Origin of the sequence: Thermococcus sp. MV11, from assembly GCF_012027285.1 — an archaeon.
In the GTDB taxonomy this organism is placed as follows: Archaea; Methanobacteriota_B; Thermococci; order Thermococcales; family Thermococcaceae; genus Thermococcus; species Thermococcus cleftensis.
The window spans coordinates 688,862-705,698 of the sequence record NZ_SNUD01000001.1; the positions used below are offsets into that span (position 1 = coordinate 688,862).

Genomic DNA, 16,837 nt, shown 5'->3' on the forward strand with positions numbered 1-16,837 from the left:
CACCTCACGGCGCTTCCTTTATGAGCTTCTCGGCGTCGTCGAGCCTCACCTTAAAGCCGAAGGAGCGGAAGTAGAAGGCACTCTTCCCGCTGTTGGTCGCTATGCCGCGGTACCACCCCTTAATCGGCGAGACGACGAGGCAGGAATCCGCTATGATTCTTCCGTTGTAGCGCTCTATCGTCTCGGTGTAGCCGAGCGAATCTGCGAGGGCCTTAACGGCCCTGCTCGCAGTGATGAAGAGGGGTATCTTCAGGGGTCTGCCACGCATTTTCAGGAGCTCGGCTATCTCCTTAATCTCCGCCAGGGAAGCGTGGGGACAGCCGACGAGGATTATGTCAATGTCTCCCCAGTCATCGGAGAAAGCTTCCCTAACGGCTTTTACGTCGCTTTCCTCAACGGTTATTGTCTCGAGTTTATCCGTTACAGCATCGCGGTACTCCGGAGTCTCGCCCTCGACGTGGTAGAGCGCCACGCTCCCGCTCGCCGCCATCGCCGCGCCGAGCTCTTTCAGGAACTCGACCCTTTCGGGCTGGATCCTCCGGAGGTAGGGTACGTCATTGCCAAGGGTCTTCCCGAGGTGGTAGCCCAGGGCCGAGTAATCAACGAACGTCCTCACCTTCGCCTCAACCTTAACTACCACCGTCGCCTTTCTGTTCTCGTCGAGGTGGAGGCCGTAGTTGGGAGTCTTTCCAACTATCGCTGCCGCTAAGCTCGAGGGCCCACCCTCGCGGTTGGTTCTCGCGCCTACGATGGAGTTCGCGAAGCTCACAGCTGAACTCTCGCTCCAGGCAAGGTGGTCGCCGAACTTCGGCAGGTTCGCCCCGTAGTAGGGCGTACAGGTTGAGGTAGTCTCTATTCCCATTGCCCTGTAAAGCTCAAGAACTTCCCTCTGCTTCTCCATGAACTCGTCGTCGCCTATTCCTGCCGGGTTCAGCGTTGTGTAAACGCTGACCTTTGCGCCGGCGTCGGCGAAGTCCCTCAGGAACTCCATTCCGGCGTCGCCTATGTTCTTGTAGGAAACGCCCGCGATCTGAGCGCTCTTTATCGGAATGAGCCTGTCGGCGCCGTAAATTTCGCCGAGGGCAACGAGTATCTCCATCGCCTTCTGGAGGGCGTAGCCGTACTCCCCTGCCAGAACCAGCTCCTCCTCTTTCGTCAGGTACATAGCACCACCGGGGAATTAAGGGTGTCTCCAAATATAAAGCCCGCTCCGAAAAATTTATAAACCCACTCCCGATGACTAACTAACGGGTCAAGCAGCGGGGTGGGGCAGCTAGGAGTGCCCGCCGGGCTCATAACCCGGAGGTCGGAGGTTCAAATCCTCCCCCCGCTATACATTTTGAGTGGTAATCTTTTTCGGCTGTGTTGTGGTAATAAGCTTCAAGAAAGATTCTTAGTTTCTCTTGCTTTCGGGAGATTGAGAAACCTATCTCCTCTGCGAACCTTGCGACACTCGCTCTTCTGTGAATGCTAATCCTGTAAAGGTCGTTGTTGTACTGGTACTCCTGCCCTCTAATCAGAACCTTTGTTCCTTTTTTCTTAGCCAAGTATATGGTCGAATGAATCCCCAAGATTTCTAATTGACCTTTGCAGAACTCAAGAATGTCTCTATCGTAGTTGTCTGCCACAACGGCCGCTTTTCGTGGATCCTTAGTATCCACATAAACGCTTCCCTCACTGTCAAAGAATCCCCTCAGGAACTCCTTTGGATATGCCCTGGCAACTTCAAAAAGCCTATCTTTCGGCCCTTTCAGGAACATGAATAGCTCCTTGTTGGTAACCTCCACCCACCACCTGTTGGCTCTGCCCCGATTGCGCTCAAAGCCCGTTCTTGGATTCGCTCCCATTGCCTTCAAAGCCCTTTCAAAATTCTGGGCGAAATCTCTGTCCATAACCTTCAGGCGGATTCTGTACTGATAGTTGCCAGTCTCGCTAACGGAGGCATCTCCAAGATAAGCCCCAACGATATAGGCCAGCTCTGGAGAGGGTTCTAGATTGACGCGCTTGGTTTTGTTAAACGTGTTGTGAGTTCCCTTGCACCACCTAAGAACTGTTGCCTTTGAGACTGAAACGTTAAATTCCGCCATTATCGCCTCCCTAATCTTGGAGTAACTCATTCCAGATTCACGCAAATGGAAAACTCTGTTCTGTATTGTCCCTATCTCCCACGGTGTGAGATCCTTCAGCTTTCACATATAACCACTGTCACTCGTTTACTTAAAACTCTTTTGGATAATAATCACGGGCAAACCCTTTTTAGACCTCCCCAATTCCAACGCAAAGGGGCAGCTGACAGGAAATTGTTTCTGCTTGACAAAAACCCAACCGCTTTGTAGAATTTAAGCATGCTTTGTTGTCCATAGTCCGAATCGTAATTTGATGCACTCACTCCCAGTTTTCCCCATTTCTTTGAGAAAATCACTGTCCCCTCACCGTCAAAGAATCCCTTCAGAAACTCCCTTGAGTATGCTCCTTCGCAACCTCAAAAAGCCTCTCCTTTGACCCTTTGAAGAAGAGATAAAGGCTCTTACTCGCCGCTTCAACGTACCCGCGGTCGCTTCTTTTCTCATTCATCTCGAAGCCAAGTCTCGCTATTCAATGAATATCTGAGACCCGTCGTTTCTGGGCTTTCTTCTGAAAGTCGGGACTTGGGCGGGCCAGTACAGATGGCGAAACTTTTATTTACTTCTCTTATAAAAACTGATAGCCGCCGTTCTTGTGTTGGTTCTGTTCGCAGTTAGGGTGCTCTATGGGGTCGCCACTTAGAAGGATTGTGACAATGTAGTTATAAGCTACGTTCACTACGATGCGGGAGGTCCGGACGTAAATGACAGGGAGGTTCTGAACAGCGAATACGTTGTCATTGAAAACCGCGGTTGTGAGGCCGTAAATTTAAGGGGATGGCAACTGATGGATGAAGTCAATCACGTGTATGTGTTTCCGTCCATAACCCTTGAATCCGGTGCGAGTGTGAAGGTGCACACCGGTTATGGAACCGATACCGACACAGACCTTTACTGGGGTAGGCGCTGGGGGGCAGTCTGGAACAATGACGGCGACACCGCGTACCTTTACGATGGCAGCGGAAACCTTGTGGACAGCTGTAGCTGGACAGGAGACGAAGGCGGAGCCGTCAGCTGCCACTGATGGCAAACTTTTTAAACTCCTTCCTTTAGGCTGATGCGGAGGGGCGGCTGGCGGGAGCTGGCCGTCACCGGGAGGTGTATGGTATGGCAAGGATACACGCGAGAAAGAGGGGTAAGTCTGGTTCTAAGAGGCCACCGAGGACCGCTCCGCCGACCTGGGTCGAGTACACGGCGGAGGAGGTCGAGGGGCTCGTTATCAAGCTCAGGAAGGAAGGCTACAGCGCTGCTATGATAGGAACCATTCTCCGCGACCAGTACGGCATTCCGAGCGTCAAGCTCGTCACCGGCAAGAAGATAACCAAGATACTCGAGGAGAACGGCCTAGCGCCCGAGATTCCCGAGGACCTCATGGCTCTCATCAGGAAGGCGGTTAAGCTCAGGAAACACCTTGAGCAGCACCCGAAGGACAAGCACTCCAGGAGAGGTCTCCAGCTCACCGAGAGCAAGATAAGGCGTCTCGTCAAGTACTACAGGAGAACCGGCAAGCTGCCGGCGAAGTGGCGCTACGATCCGGAGCAGGCCAAGCTCCTGGTCCGCTGATCCCTTTCCTTCTTCTTACCCGGTGATGCCTCGTGGATAGGGGGCCGTTTTTGGAGCGGGCCAGGGAAGGGGCAGAGCTAATCAAGATGCACATCGAGCTAGGGCACACCATAAGGCTCATCTCCCACCGCGACGCCGACGGAATCACCGCGGGCGCGATTTTAGCGAAGGCCGTTGCTAGGGAAGGAGGGAGCTTTCAGCTCAGCATAGTCAAGCAGCTCAGCGAGGAGCTGATAAAGGAATTGGCAAGTGAGAGGCACAGGATATACGTCTTCAGCGACCTTGGAAGCGGCTCGATTGAACTGATAGAGAAGCACCTCGACTTCGCAACGGTTGTCGTTGCCGACCACCACCCGCCGGAAAAGAGCGAGTTTTCCACCGAATCCCACGTCCTCGTGAACCCCGTCCCCTTCGGGGCCAACAGCGTCCGCGACCTGAGCGGTTCCGGTGTTGCCTACTTCGTGGCGAGGGAGATGAACGAGAAAAACAGGGATTTGGCCTACATAGCAATCGTGGGCGCTGTCGGCGATATGCAGGAGATAGACGGGACGTTCCACGGGCTGAACCTTGAGATACTCGAGGACGGCAAAAAGCTAGGAATACTCGAGGTGCGGAAGGAGCTCAGGCTCTTCGGAAGGGAGAGCAGACCCCTCTACCAGATGCTGGCTTACTCAACCAATCCCGAGATTCCAGAGATAACAGGCGACGAGAGGAACGCCATAGAGTGGCTCCGCGCCAGGGGCTTCGACCCGGAGATGAGGTACTGGCAGCTTCGTGAGGAGGAGAAGAGGAAGCTCCACGACGCCCTTGTGATACACCTCATCAAGCACGGTGCCCCCAAGGAGATGATAGACAGGCTCATAGGCGACGTGGTGATAAGTCCCCTCTATCCCGAAGGCGATCCGAGACACGAGGCGAGGGAGTTCGCCACGCTCCTCAATGCCACGGGAAGGCTCAACGCCGGAACGCTGGGCGTTGCGATATGCCTCGGCGACGAAGATGCCTACAGGAAGGCCAGGAAGATGCTCGACGACTACAAGAGGGAACAGATAGAGGCCAGGAAGTTCATAATCCAGAACTGGGGCATGGCCGACGAGGGTGAACACGCCTACGTCTTCTACGCCGGCAGGAACATAAGGGACACGCTCGTGGGTATAGCGGCCAACATAGCCATAAACGCCGGCCTGGCCGACCCCGAGAAGCCCGTCGTCGTTCTGGCGGACAGCGACGAGGACGAGAACCTGGTGAAAGGCTCGGCCAGAACCACAGAGAAGGCCCTCGCAAAGGGCTACCACCTGGGAGAGGCACTGAAGGAAGTGGCGGAGAAGCTCGGCGGTGAGGGCGGCGGGCACGCGATAGCAGCAGGAATACGCTTCCCTAAGGGCAGGATAGACGAGTTCATACGGTTGTTTAACGAGGCCTTGGCCAGGCAGGTCGGGGAGGGAAAGGGCAGTGAAGATTGAGGCTAGGGCGGAGATATTCTGGCACTACGGCGACCCCAAGAGGGCCGAGGCCATTGCCCAGGCGCTTGAGGTGGACAACGCGGGCCTCCCTGAGGGCCTAAAGAAAAGTTTAAATGTGCTAACCCAATGGGAAGATGGGGACGTCATAACAAAGGTTAAATACTCGGGTGAGATTGAAACACTCATCAAAGCGCTGGACGATTTGGTGTTTTCAATCAAAATCGCCGAAGATGTTACCGAAAAGGTGTGAAGCGGAGGTGTTAAGATGGCGAAAGGTAACCCCAGGAAGAAGGCTGCCGCTACCAAGGACAAGTGGAAGAGCAAGGAGTGGTATATAGTTTACGCTCCGGACTTCTTCGGAAGCAAGGAGATAGGCCTCACCCCGGCCGATGAGCCGGAGAAGGTAATCGGCAGGGTCATCGAGACCACCCTCAAGGACCTCACCGGAGACTTCACCAAGGGCCAGGTCAAGCTCTACTTCCAGGTCTACGACGTCAAGGGCCAGAACGCCTACACCAAGTTCAAGGGCCACACCCTCGCGAGGAGCTACATAAGGAGCCTCGTCAGAAGGAGGACCACCAGGGTCGATGGAATATTCAACATCACCACCAAGGACGGCTACAAGCTCCGCGTCATGGGCATGGTTATAGCCTACCGCAGGATCCAGACCAGCCAGGAGAGGGCTATCAGGGAGATCATCAGGGACATCATCTACAAGAAGGCCGAGGAGCTTGACTTCAAGGACTTCGTCCTCGAGGCCGTCAGCGGCAAGATGGCGGCTGAGATAGCCAAGGAAGCGCGCAAGATATACCCGATAAAGAGGGCCGAGATAAGGAAGATAAAGGTCCTCGCCGAGCCGGAGGCTTGATGCCTCCAACTCTCCTTCTCTAAACCCGTCCTTCTCTCGGCAGACTTTTAAAGTTCTATCCAACCCTTCTCTGGAGGTGGGAGAGTGAAGTTTCTCGTTAAGACCCAGAGGGGAATGGAGAGCGTCGCGGCAAACTACATAAGGGAGGCCCTTCCAGATGCCAGCGTCTGGGCGTCTCCGATGGGCTACTCCGGCCTGGTCATCGTCGAGACCGCCGATGAGGGCGCCGGTGAGAAGATACTAGCGATCCCGGAGGTCGAGAGGATCATTCCCGTCATCGTCGAGGTTCCGGCAGCGCTCGAGAGGATAGTCGAAAGCGCCGAAAAGCTTGCCCCGCTGATAGGAGCGGACGAGACTTTCGCTGTGAAGACGAAGAGGCGCGGAAAGCACAGCTTTTCAAGCCTCGATGTCAATAGGGAACTGGGGGCAAGGATAAGGGAACTGAGCGGCGCTGATGTAAACCTCAGCTGGCCGGACAGGGTTGTTCAGGTGGAGATAATCGGGGACAAGGCTTACCTCTCTGTCCTTCCCGGAGAGGAGTTCAGGAAGTTTACCCCGGACAAGATAGACGCGAGGAAGCTCTTCCGCAAGGTCACGCTCGTCCAGATGCCATACTGGGGCGACTACAAGGCCTGCCGTTCCTTCGGTGAGAAGATAGGTCGAGCCGCTCAAGCCTTCGAGGTAAAGGAGCTCATCATAGCCCCTAAGGAAAAGATGGACGCCTTCGAGCTGGCCGAGTTCATAAAAGGCGTTAAAATCGGCCAGGAGAGCAGGTACCAGATACAGCGCGAGGCCTATCCCTGGAAGGTCGAGAAGGTTCCCGTTTCAGTGTGGGATCTCTACCAGGTCGTCAGGGACAAGAGGCGGAGCAAGAGGCTGCTCATCATCACTGACCCCAAGGGACCAACTCTGGCCGAGGTGAAGGGGAGCCTCGCTAAGGACATGTTCTACGCCAGGGAGGTTGTGATCTTCGTCGGCTCCCGCGAGGGCATTCCACGCGGTCTCTTCCGCTTCGCCGACTACGTGGTTGATTTGGCCCCATACATGACCTTCGCCACTGAGCACGGCATTCCCGCTGCCCTCGTCTCGCTGTGGGAGGTCTACGAGGAGTACCTGAGGGGGAGGGGAGAGGCGAAGGATGAGTGATCCTTTTCTATCTTTCCGGCGTCAGCCCCTAAGGTCCTCCTCACCGGTCGGGAATCCGCCGTAGTCATCATTCGCCACGTTGAATTTTCCACTGTGTTCTTAAATCTCACGCGAGGGCGTAGAAGAGGCCCGCACCGATGAAACCACCCATCAGTGAGGCGAGGAAATTGGTGGAGTTGTTGTCGGTTATCCCCTCGTTCTCCAGCGTGGCGCCTATGAGGCTGTCGATGTTCACGCCGATGAAGCCTCCGAGAGTAACGGCTAGAAGCATCGTGGTTTTCTCCGCCGTTAGTGGGAGGGCGAAGAGCGCTATCGCCAGGGCCCCAGCAAAGGCGAACAGTTCTCCAGCCCACGAGACGGCGCCGTTGGTGCCGGGCTTTGCAGGCTTGAGATTGGTTATCAGCTTGGGACTCTTTCCAAAGACCTTGCCTAGCTCACTGGCGAGGGTATCCCCGTTGGCGGTCGCTATCGCGGCGAAGACTGCCGCCCAGAAGACGTCCATGTTGGAAAAATGTTCGAAAATAAGAAAGATTGCAGCTGCCAGGCCATTTCCAAGGACGTTACCCCAGCTCCTAATACCGTTTTTACCCTGTGCCGCCCCAAGCTGGGCTTTCTCCCTGAACCTGTACCTCGTAGCGAGAACACCGAGAATGACGAATGTCACCATCGCCAGAAACGGGTAAAGTCCACCGAGCTCTATGACCGCCAGCCCGAGAGCGGTCGCCGCTACTGCGCCCTTTGCGTCGAGGGCCTTGAAGTGGTACGAGCCGAAGCCAAGGCCCGCGGCCACTGCCACGTCCATAGCTATTCTCTCGAGCATCACTGTCACCTTTTGGAGAAGTTGGGAGGCTCCTTTATTATTCTTTCCTTCGGCGGATGACGAAGGAATTAAAGGAAATCAAAGAACCTCAAACTTGATGGTCTCGGTTATGAATGTTATGTCGAGCTTGTCGATTCCCGGTATCTTCTTGGTGACCTCTGCGATTATCTTCTCTAGCTCCTTCATGTCCTTCGGCCCAACGATGTGGACAACGAGGTTGTGGGAGCCAAGGGCGCGCTGGACTATCTTGATGTTCTCGTCCTCGACGAGGGTGGAGATAACCTCGTCGATGCTGACTGACGGTTTGACGGTTATGCCAAGGATAACGTGGACGTAGCCAAGGGCGTCGTAGTCCGGTATGACGGTGTACTTCTTTATGACGCCGTTCCGCTCGAGGCGGTCCATTCTCCTGGATATCCTCTGCCTAGTGGTGCCGAGGATCTCGGCGAGCTCTTTGTAGGTGAGGCGGGCGTTCTTTGAGAGTAGCTTTAGAATGCGGATATCGATTCCGTTTATTTTATCCGCCATCTTGTCACCTCCCCCGTATTTAATCGGGAGTTGCCGCTGGATTATAAAAATGTTTCTATACCTTGGATTATCCACAATCTCGAAGTCACCCGTCCGGGCATAAAGCTCCCCTAATTAGGAGCTATAGCATAACCGGTTGTTATGGTAAAATGAAATTATCCCCTTTTGACATCATCGACATCTTTCCACCGGCTTGAATCCCTGGCCAGGTACTTCTCCACGCTCTCTCCGAGGGCCTCGAGCAGGTCTATTCCGTAGTAGTTGGCGATGCAGGCCAGGGCAAAAAGGGTGTCGCCCAGTTCCTCCCTCAACCGCTTTCTATCGCCTTCTCCCTTGATGCCCTCAATCTTGAGCAGCTCGTCCGCCAGTTCGCCGACCTCTTCCATCAGCGCCGCCAGCATCTCAAAGGGGCTCCAGTAGCCCCCGAACTGCTTTATAACCCTGTCCACTCTCTCCTGGTGCTCGTTCATCTCTCACACCAGCTCGACCCCGACCTTCTCAAGGTACCTCTTGAGGACCTCGCGGTTGGTCCGGTAGAAGTGCATCTTGCCCTCTTTCCTGACCTCTATCAGGTTCAGCGACCTCAGGGTGCGGAGGTGATGGCTGATGAGGGTCTGGTCCTGCTCCAGTATCAGCGAGATTATGCAGACACAGAGCCAGTTGTCCTTGAGGAGCTTGAGTATCTTGAGCCTCAGGGGGTTGGAGATGGCCTTGAGGAACTTCACCACGTCCTCCTCAACCCCGGTGTCCACCTCCCTGTCAAGTGCCGGTATGCCGCACGTTTCGTGACACTGCATCACGGTTCTTCTCTGCTTCTCGTCCAGCCTGTCCAGAATATCCCCCACCTTCATGCCCAACACCAAAACCCCTAGCGTGCCTTTTTAAGAATTTTCACATGAACGTGACCTCTTGATCACTCTACGACCTCTATCTTGACTGCCTTTCCATCACTACTATAAGCCCTGACCGAGTCCTCCGTGAAGGGGTACGCTATTATTAGGTGCACGCCGCCGAACTTCGAGAAGAAATGCAGATCCGCCCCGGACGGCCGGGGGTTCGGCCCCGGGTGGGAGTGAACGGTCCCCTTTACACTCTCATCGTGGGGAAGGAGCCAGGTATCAAAGAATGCCGAGTTCCTTCCGAAATGGGGGTTGGGTGCTATAAGAACCTCCTCAAAGATTCCGTCCCTTTCCCTGAGAAACCCTGCGAATTCGTTGGGATAAAAGCCCCTGGCCAGCTCGAGCAGGTACTCGAGCAACTCCCGCCTTATCCTGACCTTTTCCATGCTCCCACCTTCATTAAAAATTGGGTCAAAGAACTGCCATCGCCTCTATCTCGACGTCCACCCCCTTTGGGAGGTTCGAGACCTCAACGACAGCCCTTGCGGGTCTGGAGGTCGAGAAATACCTCTCATAGACCTCGTTGAATCGGGCGTAGCCCTTCATGTCCCTGAGGTAGACGGTCACCTTGACGATGTTCCTCGCGCTCCCTCCGGCGGCCTCAACAACCGCGAGGAGATTTCTGATGGCTCTCTCCGCCTGGGCCTCTATCGGTCCATTCACGAGCTCCCCGGTCTCAGGATCTATTGGAATCTGCCCTGAGACGAAGAGAAACTTTCCCTCGGCGATAACTCCCTGGCTGTAGGGCCCTATCGGGGCAGGGGCCCTTTCCGTGAACACGACTTCCTTCTCCATGCCAATCACCTCACGTCGAATCAGCGAAGCGAAGACTCCTCACGGCGGCTGGGGCACCGCTCGGGTGTCCTCGGCGTCATCATCTTCTCTCGGTTCACTTCTTCTCCAGGTACTTTTCCAGGCTCTTGGCCGGAACATCGAGGGAAAGGCCTATCTTTTCGAGCGCCTTCCTCAAGGCGTAGACCCTCGCGTGCTCGACGAAGGGTTCGGACGCGTAGTTCTCGGCTGGAAAGTGCCTGTACTTCTCAACGACGGCGGGAATGTCCGACTTTCTAACCTTCTTGAACTCGCCGAACCAGGAGTCGATTCCATCGACGTCGATTCCAGCGTAAATGGGGAGCTTAGCGGTTATGCTCTCGTTTATGCTCGCGAGGAGCCTTGCAACGTCCGCCATGGGGGTCTTGTCGTCGATTATCAGCCTCCTGACGGCCCTCCACTTGCCGTGCTCCGCGCTGAGGTGGAAGGCGGTAAAGTTCACGTGGTCCTCGTTGTAGGGGAACACTATCCTGACCTCGGTTAGGGGTTCCTCCGGATAATCGATGGGCACTTTTCCAGACAGAACCCCCCTGACCAGGAGGGCCCTGGCGACATCAACGAGGAGTTTCTTGAGCTTCTTGTCCTCCTCGAAGACAAGCTGACCCAGCTTCCTTGCGGTTCCGGGAGACTTGAGGGCGACGATGGCATCGCTCAGATCCTTCCTACCCATCTCCTCCGCGAGGCTGGCTATGCCCGCCACGTTCATGACCTCGGTGAGGTACTCTGGAATCTTGGCGTTTACGGTGTTGGCTATGCTGGCTATGAAGTGGGTGATCTTTTCGTCCTCCATGTCGATGAGCCTGTCCGCGACCTTCCAACTTCCGTGGCGCGCGGTAAACACTATCTGATCCTCAACCTTCATCGCTCTCACCACCCCCTATGGAGTCCAAGGCATATTTTAGCTTTTTCTTATCCCGCTCAAAAAAGTTATAAATCGCCCCGGGAATCCAGACTTAGAGGAAGAAAAGAGGGAAGCGGTATGGGGGACGAAGAGAAGGTTAAAGAGGCCCTGGCCCCCAGGGAATACGGCGAGAGCCTCGAGCTGGGCGTTGAGTTCAGCACGACCGAGGAGATTAAGGTTCCTGAGAAGCTCATTGACCAGGTCATCGGGCAGGAGCACGCGGTTGAGGTCATCAAGACGGCCGCCAACCAGAAGAGGCACGTTCTCCTCATCGGCGAACCCGGAACCGGAAAATCAATGCTCGGTCAGGCGATGGCTGAGCTTCTCCCCACCGAGAATCTAGAGGACATACTCGTCTTCCCGAACCCCGAAGACGAGAACATGCCAAAAATTAAAACCGTCCCGGCCTGCCAGGGGCGGAGAATAGTCGAGAAGTACCGTGAAAAAGCCAAGAGCCAGGAGAACGTGAAGTCATATATTCTCCTCTTCGTTATGTTCACCGTGATGCTAGCCCTCTTCATCGACTTCAACGCCACGACCCTTCTGATGGGCCTCTTTGTCGTCATACTCACCATAATGGCCCTCTCCAACATGCGCCTCAAGGGCTCCGTCCTCGTCCCCAAGCTCCTCGTCGATAACTGCGGCAGGAACAAGGCCCCCTTCATAGACGCCACAGGAGCGCACGCGGGAGCACTGCTTGGCGACGTGAGGCACGACCCGTTCCAGAGCGGTGGACTCGGGACGCCGGCCCACGAGCGCGTTGAGCCTGGAATGATTCACCGCGCCCACAAGGGGGTACTCTTCATAGATGAGATAGCTACTCTATCCCTTAAGATGCAGCAGAGCCTCCTCACCGCGATGCAGGAAAAGAAGTTCCCGATAACCGGCCAGAGCGAGATGTCGAGCGGCGCTATGGTTAGAACCGAGCCAGTACCATGTGATTTTATACTCGTCGCCGCAGGAAACCTAGACACCATCGAGAAGATGCACCCCGCTCTGCGCTCGAGAATCAGGGGATACGGTTACGAGGTCTACATGCGCACCACGATGCCCGACACGCTTGAGAACAGAAAGAAGCTCGTGCAGTTCGTGGCTCAGGAGGTCAAACGCGACGGCAAGATTCCGCACTTCACCCGTGATGCGGTGGAGGAGATAGTGAGGGAAGCGCAAAAGCGGGCCGGCAGGAAGGGCCACCTCACGCTTCGCCTTCGTGACCTCGGCGGTATCGTCAGGGCGGCCGGGGACATAGCAGTCAAGAAGGGCAAGAAGTACGTCGAGAGGGAGGACGTTATAGAGGCCATCAGAATGGCTAAACCGCTCGAGAAGCAGCTCGCCGACTGGTATATCGAGAGGAAGAAGGAATATCAGGTTATCAGGGCTGATGGAAGCGAGATTGGGCGGGTGAACGGTCTCGCCGTCATCGGCGAGCAGAGCGGCATAGTTCTTCCGATAGAGGCGGCCGTTGCCCCTGCCGCCAGCAAGGAAGAGGGCAAGATAATCGTCACCGGAAAGCTCGGTGAGATAGCGAAAGAGGCCGTCCAGAACGTCTCGGCGATAATCAAGCGCTACAAGGGAGAGGACATAAGCAGGTATGATATCCACGTTCAGTTCCTCCAGACCTATGAGGGCGTTGAAGGAGACTCCGCGAGCATAAGCGTGGCAACCGCTGTAATATCCGCCCTGGAGGAGATACCGATAAGACAGGACGTGGCCATGACTGGTTCGCTGAGCGTCCTGGGTGAGGTGCTCCCGATAGGCGGTGCCACGCCAAAGATAGAGGCGGCTATCGAGGCTGGAATAAAGACTGTTATAATACCCAAGGCCAACGAAAAGGACGTCTTCCTCAGCAGGGACAAGGCGGAGAAGATACAGATATTCCCCGTCGAAACCATCGACCAGGTCCTTGAGATCGCCCTGGTTGATACCGAAAAGAAAGAGGAGCTCCTTAGGCGCATAAGGGAAGCCCTCCCCCTCTCCCGATGAGCCCCACAGCACGGCCTTTTCTTTCCCTTTACATTCAGTTCACACACGTGTCCAGAAATGCTTAAAAAACGTCCCAATCACGTTACCCAAGGAGGTGAGCTAATGCTCAAAGTTGAGAACCTTCACGTCTCGGTAGATAACAAGAAGATCCTCGATGGGGTGAATCTGGAGGTTCTTCCCGGCGAGTTTCACGTTGTGATGGGTCCTAACGGCAGTGGAAAGTCCACGCTGGCGCTCACGATAGCCGGCCACCCGAGGTACTCGGTTGATGAAGGGAAGATAATATTCAAAGGTGAGGACATTACGGAGCTTGGCCCGGACGAGAGGGCTAAGAGGGGGATAATGCTTGCCTTCCAGCACCCGCACGAGGTTGAGGGGGTTAAAATAATCGAGTTCCTCCAGCAGGTTCTCGCGGAGCTCAAGGGACTGGACCCCGTTGAAGCCTACGACCTAATAGTTGAGAAGGCCAAGGAGCTGTGGTTCCGGGAGGAGGACCTGCACCGCTACGTGAATGTGGGATTCTCCGGCGGCGAGAGGAAGAGGCTAGAGCTTCTCCAAGCCCTACTCATAGAACCCAGGCTTCTCATACTCGACGAACCAGACAGCGGTGTGGACGTTGATTCCCTCAGCGTCATTAGCAGGAAGATTGAGGAGCTTCACAGGAAGGGAACGGCGATACTCCTGATAACTCACTACGGCAGAATACTTGGCCACCTCGACAGAGAGAGCCTGAAGGTTCACGTCATGAAGGACGGCAGGATAGTGAAGACCGGCAGTGGAGAGCTCGTCGATAGGATAGAGAGCGAGGGCTTCGGCGGGATATTCGAGGAGGTGAGAGAATGAGCCAGATATCCCTCCAGGAGGCCAAGGAGATAATATCCCAGGAGATAGAGGAGCTCGCGAGGAGGAACAGGGAACCGGAGTGGATGACACGGATAAGGTACAAAGCTTTGGAAGCCTTTGAGAAGGCCCCACTCAACGACCCGCTCATAAGCGAGGAGGAGCTGCTCCAGTTCATTGCCAAACCCGAGATAGAGGGCCTTCCTGACCACATCGAGAGCCTCGATGACCTCCCTCCCGAGATGAAGGCTTTGCTCGACAGACTTGGCATCTCCGAGGTCGAGCAGAAGTACATAGCCGGCCTGGCCGTCCAGACGGACACGGGTGTAATCTACAACGAGTTCCTCAAGGAGTGGGAGAAGAAGGGGTTGATAGTGCTCCCCATGGAAGAGGCCGTTAAGAAGTACCCCGAGATCGTCAAGGACCACTTCCTCAGGCTCTTCCGCGCCGACGAGAGCAAGCTTACCGCCTACCATACGGCCGTCTGGAACGGAGGGATATTCCTCTACGTCAAGGAGGGACTCAAGGTCCCGTTCCCGCTCCACCTGTTCTTCCTTATCCAGGAGAGCGCTTTGGCCCAGGCCCCCCATATAATCATAATAGCGGAGCGCAACAGTGAGTTCCACCTCATAGAAGGCTGCACCGCCCCGGTGCTCGTCAAGCACTCCCTGCATCTCGATATGACTGAAGCATACCTCCACGACGGGGCGAAGGCCCAGCTCACGGTACTCCAGAACTGGCCGGAGTACGTCCACACGAGGCCGATGACGAGGGCGAAGATAGGAAAAGGCGCGCGCTTCATCAACACCACCGTCGGCCTGGGAACCGGCAGGAGCAACGTCGCCAACCCCAAGTACTGGGTGGACGAGAACGGCTACGTGGAGCTTAACGGAATACTCCTGGGTCAGAAGGACTGGTACGTCGATCTGGGCGGCGAGATGTACCTCCGGGGCAGGGGAGCGGCAGGAATTAACGCGAGCAAGGCCGTCATAATGGACGAGAGCACCGTGATAACGCGCGGCGTCATAAAGGCGGAGGCGCCGAGGACGAAGGGGCACATAAGCTGCGACGCCCTGCTGATGAGCGACAAAGCGACGATGGAAACTTACCCCGGCCTGGTCAGCAGGGTCGATGATGCCGAGCTAAGCCACGAGGCGGCGATAGGCAAGATACGTGAGGAGGAGCTGTTCTACCTGATGTCAAGGGGACTCAGCGAGGAGAAGGCGACCCAGCTCATCGTCAAGGGCTTCCTTGAACCAATGCTCAAGGACATTCCGATGGAGTTCCTCGTCGAGATAAGGAAGATCATCGAGCTGGCCGTCAGCGGGGGAATGTAACTGAAAAATTTTTCTTTTATTTTCTTGATCCCCAAATTTCTCGCGGTTTTTCGTTAGGAAAACCTAACTAAAGGTTTTAACGGTTCGGGAGTTTACCTTTAGGGTGATAGCATGGATCCGATGGCAAAGGCTTTCGAAGAGGCTAAGAGAAATCCCAAACTGAGAAAGAAACTCAAAATAAAGGCCGCATTCTCGCTGATACTCTTCGTGGGCTTTCTGGGGGTCATCTTCATAACGATTGGAACGCTGATCTCCAGTAAAAACGGCAGCTTTCTGGGAATGACCCAGCTCGACTTCCTCAAGCTCCGCGCCCGCTACGGCATCGTCATGATGTTTCTCATAATAATTCACCTGCTGATGAACAGAAGTATAATGAAAAAGGAGCTTGAGATGCTGTTTGGTTGATTCTCTTCGGTTCTTCGATTCAATTTTTATTTAATTCCGTGATTCAGTTTCTGCAAGTTTTTCAACGAGTTCAACCACTTTTGGGAGGGCATTCTCGACTTCCTCGCTCAGCTCTATACCGAGGTCTACCTCTTTCGCGACGACGCCGATGAAGTGTATATCCGCTTTGGCAAGGCGCTCGTCCATAGCTATAAGGAGCTTAAGGCCGTCTATCGCTCCCATGAAGTGTGCGCTCCTTATCTCCCCCTTCAGCTTCTCGAAGACCTCTTCGCCCCTCAGGTGGATTATCTTTCCGGGCTCAAGCTTTTCGCTCAGGATTGCATCGATGATTATCAACCGCTCCTCGCCTTTGTAGTGGGCGGAGAGCATGAATATGTCCGTTCCAACTTCGAGGACGTTGTAGCCCTTTTCCGCGAGTATTCTGCCTGCCTTCAGCCCAACTCCGTCGTCCTTCATCAGTTCGTTGCCGAGGGCAAGGATGAGTGTTCTCAAGCTATCACCCCGTTATCAGCTCGACACCTTCTGCCCGTGCGGGGCCTTCAAAGTCGTCATCGAGAGTTGCCAGTGCAAAACCGTGCTCTATGCAGGTGGCAAGGATTAAAGCGTCGTTCGGGAGCATAGCGTACTTTTGGATGAGGTTTTTGGCTATTTGAGACGTTCTCCCGCCGAGTTCGACAAGGGCATACTCTTGAAGGGATTCAAAAATCAGATCCAGTTCTGAAGGCAGTCTTTCAGGTTTTCCCTTTATACTCCTCGGGGATACACCAGAATAGAAACCGGTCAGGAGGTAGACAACCTCACTGAAGACTATTGGATTCACGAAAAGGGCGTCACCAGAATCTATGAGCCCCAAAAGGACTTTCCTGGCTTTATGGTTCCCCTTGAAGTGCTCAATAAGAATCGAGGTATCTAGCAAGACGTTCCTCATGCATCTCCCTCTTCAGCTCTTTCCATGTTTTGTCTGTCTTGAGTATCCCAAAGAGCTTCTCCATGTTCTTCCGTAGTTTTTCGCGGTTTCTGAGGTATTTGGCCATCTCCTCAACTTCTTTTTTGAAGCTCTCCTCATAACCCTCGGGAACGTTCACCCGGATGACTATCTCTCCCATTTTCCTCCCCAGTCTTTGGTAATT

At 54.8% G+C, this 16,837-nt stretch carries 22 protein-coding genes and 1 tRNA gene; 11 read left to right on the forward strand and 12 right to left on the reverse strand.

Going from position 1 to position 16,837, the window contains the following annotated elements:
• Positions 1-4 precede the first annotated feature (4 nt).
• Complete coding sequence (locus tag E3E27_RS03840) at positions 5-1,165, reverse strand: aconitase X catalytic domain-containing protein (RefSeq protein WP_167773485.1); 1,161 nt, start codon at positions 1,163-1,165, stop codon at positions 5-7.
• A gap of 93 nt (positions 1,166-1,258) precedes the next feature.
• On the opposite strand from E3E27_RS03840, the gene E3E27_RS03845 reads away from it, so the two are divergent.
• A tRNA-Met gene (locus E3E27_RS03845) sits at positions 1,259-1,333 on the forward strand.
• On the opposite strand, the gene E3E27_RS03850 is transcribed toward E3E27_RS03845, so the two are convergent.
• Entirely contained in the window at positions 1,293-2,117 is an 825-nt protein-coding gene (locus E3E27_RS03850) for an LAGLIDADG family homing endonuclease (RefSeq protein WP_371731556.1), read from the reverse strand. The genes E3E27_RS03845 and E3E27_RS03850 overlap by 41 nt on opposite strands.
• Positions 2,118-2,787: 670 nt before the next feature.
• Between E3E27_RS03850 and E3E27_RS03855 the strand changes: the two genes are divergently transcribed.
• From E3E27_RS03855 to E3E27_RS03880, 6 genes are all read left to right on the forward strand, one after another.
• Entirely contained in the window at positions 2,788-3,147 is a 360-nt protein-coding gene (locus E3E27_RS03855) for a lamin tail domain-containing protein (protein WP_167773751.1), read from the forward strand.
• 83 nt (positions 3,148-3,230) lie between these two features.
• Complete coding sequence (locus tag E3E27_RS03860) at positions 3,231-3,686, forward strand: 30S ribosomal protein S15 (RefSeq protein ID WP_014788019.1); 456 nt, start codon at positions 3,231-3,233, stop codon at positions 3,684-3,686.
• 32 nt (positions 3,687-3,718) lie between these two features.
• A complete protein-coding gene (locus E3E27_RS03865; RefSeq protein WP_167773486.1) occupies positions 3,719-5,149 on the forward strand; it encodes a DHH family phosphoesterase in 1,431 nt (476 codons plus the stop codon).
• On the forward strand, positions 5,139-5,399 hold the full coding sequence (locus E3E27_RS03870; protein WP_167773487.1) for a KEOPS complex subunit Pcc1: 261 nt from the start codon (positions 5,139-5,141) through the stop codon (positions 5,397-5,399). The genes E3E27_RS03865 and E3E27_RS03870 overlap by 11 nt, the downstream gene beginning before the upstream one ends.
• Before the next feature lie 15 nt (positions 5,400-5,414).
• On the forward strand, positions 5,415-6,017 hold the full coding sequence (locus E3E27_RS03875; protein WP_014788016.1) for a 30S ribosomal protein S3ae: 603 nt from the start codon (positions 5,415-5,417) through the stop codon (positions 6,015-6,017).
• A gap of 84 nt (positions 6,018-6,101) precedes the next feature.
• Complete coding sequence (locus tag E3E27_RS03880; RefSeq protein ID WP_167773488.1) at positions 6,102-7,163, forward strand: SPOUT family RNA methylase; 1,062 nt, start codon at positions 6,102-6,104, stop codon at positions 7,161-7,163.
• A 106-nt stretch (positions 7,164-7,269) separates the two neighbouring features.
• On the opposite strand, the gene E3E27_RS03885 is transcribed toward E3E27_RS03880, so the two are convergent.
• From E3E27_RS03885 to E3E27_RS03915, 7 genes are all read right to left on the reverse strand, one after another.
• A complete protein-coding gene (locus E3E27_RS03885) occupies positions 7,270-7,983 on the reverse strand; it encodes a DUF92 domain-containing protein (protein ID WP_167773489.1) in 714 nt (237 codons plus the stop codon).
• A gap of 78 nt (positions 7,984-8,061) precedes the next feature.
• Complete coding sequence (locus tag E3E27_RS03890) at positions 8,062-8,511, reverse strand: Lrp/AsnC family transcriptional regulator (RefSeq protein ID WP_014788013.1); 450 nt, start codon at positions 8,509-8,511, stop codon at positions 8,062-8,064.
• 155 nt (positions 8,512-8,666) lie between these two features.
• Complete coding sequence (locus E3E27_RS03895) at positions 8,667-8,981, reverse strand: MazG nucleotide pyrophosphohydrolase domain-containing protein (protein ID WP_014788012.1); 315 nt, start codon at positions 8,979-8,981, stop codon at positions 8,667-8,669.
• Positions 8,982-8,984: 3 nt separating this feature from the next.
• A complete protein-coding gene (locus E3E27_RS03900; protein ID WP_167773752.1) occupies positions 8,985-9,362 on the reverse strand; it encodes a helix-turn-helix transcriptional regulator in 378 nt (125 codons plus the stop codon).
• 62 nt (positions 9,363-9,424) lie between these two features.
• A complete protein-coding gene (locus E3E27_RS03905) occupies positions 9,425-9,796 on the reverse strand; it encodes a Mov34/MPN/PAD-1 family protein (RefSeq protein ID WP_167773490.1) in 372 nt (123 codons plus the stop codon).
• Positions 9,797-9,821: 25 nt separating this feature from the next.
• Positions 9,822-10,205, reverse strand: a complete 384-nt coding sequence (locus E3E27_RS03910) for a RidA family protein (RefSeq protein ID WP_167773491.1) — start codon at positions 10,203-10,205, stop codon at positions 9,822-9,824.
• Positions 10,206-10,299: 94 nt separating this feature from the next.
• Positions 10,300-11,103 (reverse strand): DUF2666 family protein, encoded by an 804-nt coding sequence (locus E3E27_RS03915; protein ID WP_167773753.1) that lies wholly within the window; start codon positions 11,101-11,103, stop codon positions 10,300-10,302.
• A gap of 117 nt (positions 11,104-11,220) precedes the next feature.
• On the opposite strand from E3E27_RS03915, the gene lonB reads away from it, so the two are divergent.
• The 4 genes from lonB to E3E27_RS03935 all read left to right on the forward strand — a co-directional run bounded on the left by lonB (position 11,221) and on the right by E3E27_RS03935 (position 15,707).
• Complete coding sequence (gene lonB / locus E3E27_RS03920; protein ID WP_014788007.1) at positions 11,221-13,125, forward strand: ATP-dependent protease LonB; 1,905 nt, start codon at positions 11,221-11,223, stop codon at positions 13,123-13,125.
• A 102-nt stretch (positions 13,126-13,227) separates the two neighbouring features.
• Entirely contained in the window at positions 13,228-13,968 is a 741-nt protein-coding gene (gene sufC, locus E3E27_RS03925) for a Fe-S cluster assembly ATPase SufC (protein ID WP_014788006.1), read from the forward strand.
• Positions 13,965-15,302: a SufD family Fe-S cluster assembly protein gene (locus E3E27_RS03930; RefSeq protein WP_014788005.1), complete on the forward strand. Its 1,338-nt coding sequence runs from the start codon at positions 13,965-13,967 to the stop codon at positions 15,300-15,302. The genes sufC and E3E27_RS03930 overlap by 4 nt, the downstream gene beginning before the upstream one ends.
• A gap of 111 nt (positions 15,303-15,413) precedes the next feature.
• Positions 15,414-15,707, forward strand: coding sequence for a hypothetical protein (locus E3E27_RS03935; RefSeq protein ID WP_167773492.1), 294 nt, complete (start codon positions 15,414-15,416; stop codon positions 15,705-15,707).
• Between the two features lie 30 nt (positions 15,708-15,737).
• On the opposite strand, the gene E3E27_RS03940 is transcribed toward E3E27_RS03935, so the two are convergent.
• Genes E3E27_RS03940 through E3E27_RS03950 form a run of 3 tightly spaced genes read right to left on the reverse strand, consistent with a single transcriptional unit; the run spans position 15,738 to position 16,813 of the window.
• Complete coding sequence (locus E3E27_RS03940; RefSeq protein ID WP_167773493.1) at positions 15,738-16,199, reverse strand: hydrogenase maturation protease; 462 nt, start codon at positions 16,197-16,199, stop codon at positions 15,738-15,740.
• A gap of 4 nt (positions 16,200-16,203) precedes the next feature.
• Positions 16,204-16,635, reverse strand: coding sequence for a type II toxin-antitoxin system VapC family toxin (locus tag E3E27_RS03945; RefSeq protein ID WP_167773494.1), 432 nt, complete (start codon positions 16,633-16,635; stop codon positions 16,204-16,206).
• A complete protein-coding gene (locus tag E3E27_RS03950; RefSeq protein ID WP_167773495.1) occupies positions 16,598-16,813 on the reverse strand; it encodes a hypothetical protein in 216 nt (71 codons plus the stop codon). Before E3E27_RS03950 ends, E3E27_RS03945 begins: the two co-directional genes overlap by 38 nt.
• Between the last annotated feature and the right edge of the window lie 24 nt (positions 16,814-16,837).